The organism is Pseudomonas sp. CFBP 8770 (assembly GCF_014841705.1).
Lineage (GTDB): Bacteria > Pseudomonadota > Gammaproteobacteria > Pseudomonadales > Pseudomonadaceae > Aquipseudomonas.
In genome coordinates, this window is record NZ_JACYUL010000018.1 from 1 (window position 1) to 1,235 (window position 1,235).

General features: G+C 56.7%; 1 protein-coding gene. It reads left to right on the forward strand.

The genetic code is table 11. The annotated features are described in order from the left end of the window. Nucleotides 1–64 precede the first annotated feature (64 nt). Nucleotides 65–1,227 (forward strand): IS3 family transposase gene (locus tag IFT98_RS20925; RefSeq protein WP_192051415.1). Its coding sequence is split into 2 segments (ribosomal slippage): nt 65–317 and nt 317–1,227, totalling 1,164 coding nucleotides; the frame shifts between segments, so codons are not numbered across the junction. Nucleotides 1,228–1,235: the final 8 nt, after the last annotated feature.

The following is a 1,235-nucleotide window of genomic DNA, read 5'->3' on the forward strand; positions in this document are numbered from 1 at the left end:
TGTAGTGGTCTAATGAAACCGGACACCCATTTAGGCGAGAATGCTCGCCACAGAGAGGTGTCTGATGACCAAGCAACGCCGTACCTTTTCCCCTGAATTTAAACGCGAGGCTGCCGACCTCGTTCTCAAGCAGGATTACAGCTTCATTGAGGCCAGCCGCTCGCTTGGTGTCGGCGAGTCGGCTTTGCGTCGATGGGTCGACCAGGTGCAGCAAGAACGCACGGGCGTCACCCCGCAGAGCAAAGCGCTGACCCCGGAGCAGCAGAAAATCCAAGAGCTGGAAGCCCGAATTGCCCGCCTTGAGCGGGAAAAATCGATCTTAAAAAAGGCTACCGCGCTCTTGATGTCGGAAGATCTCGAGCGTTCGCGCTGATTGACCAGTTGAGCATCCACGAGCCGGTTGATTGGCTGTGCAAGGTGTTTGAAGTGACCCGCTCATGCTACTACGCTCGGCGTCTGAGGCGCCGCACACCGGATGTAGAACGCCTTCGATTGCGCAGTCGGGTGAACGAGTTGTTCACCCAAGGCCGCAGTGCTCCCGGTAGCCGTAGCATCATGGCCATGATGCAGGACGACGGCGAGCAGATCGGGCGATTCAAAGTGCGCAGCCTGATGCGCGAGCTGGAGTTGGTCAGCAAACAACCGGGATCGCATGCTTACAAAAAGGCGACGGTCGAGCGGCCCGACATTCCTAATATCTTGAACCGGGAGTTTGATGTGCCCGCTCCTGACCACGTCTGGTGTGGCGATATCACTTACATCTGGGCTCAAGGGAAATGGCAGTATCTGGCAGTTGTGCTAGATCTTTTTGCCCGCCGTGTTGTGGGCTGGGCGTTGTCGGGAAAGCCGGATGCGGACTTGGTCATCAAGGCCTTGGACATAGCTTACGAGCAGCGAGGGAAGCCTCAAGGTCTGCTGTTCCACTCCGACCAGGGCTCGCAATATGGAAGCCGGAGTTTTCGCCAGCGCCTTTGGCGATATCGCATGCGTCAGAGCATGAGCCGGCGGGGAAATTGTTGGGATAATGCGCCGATGGAGCGGGTGTTCAGGAGCCTGAAAACCGAGTGGATACCGACCATGGGCTACACGACGGTCCAACAAGCTCAGCGGGATATCAGCCATTTTTTGATGCACAGGTACAACTGGATTCGACCGCACCAATTTAATGGTGGGCTGCCACCGGCTCAGGCCGAGAAAAAACTTAACGTCGTGTCCGGGATCAGTTGACCACTACA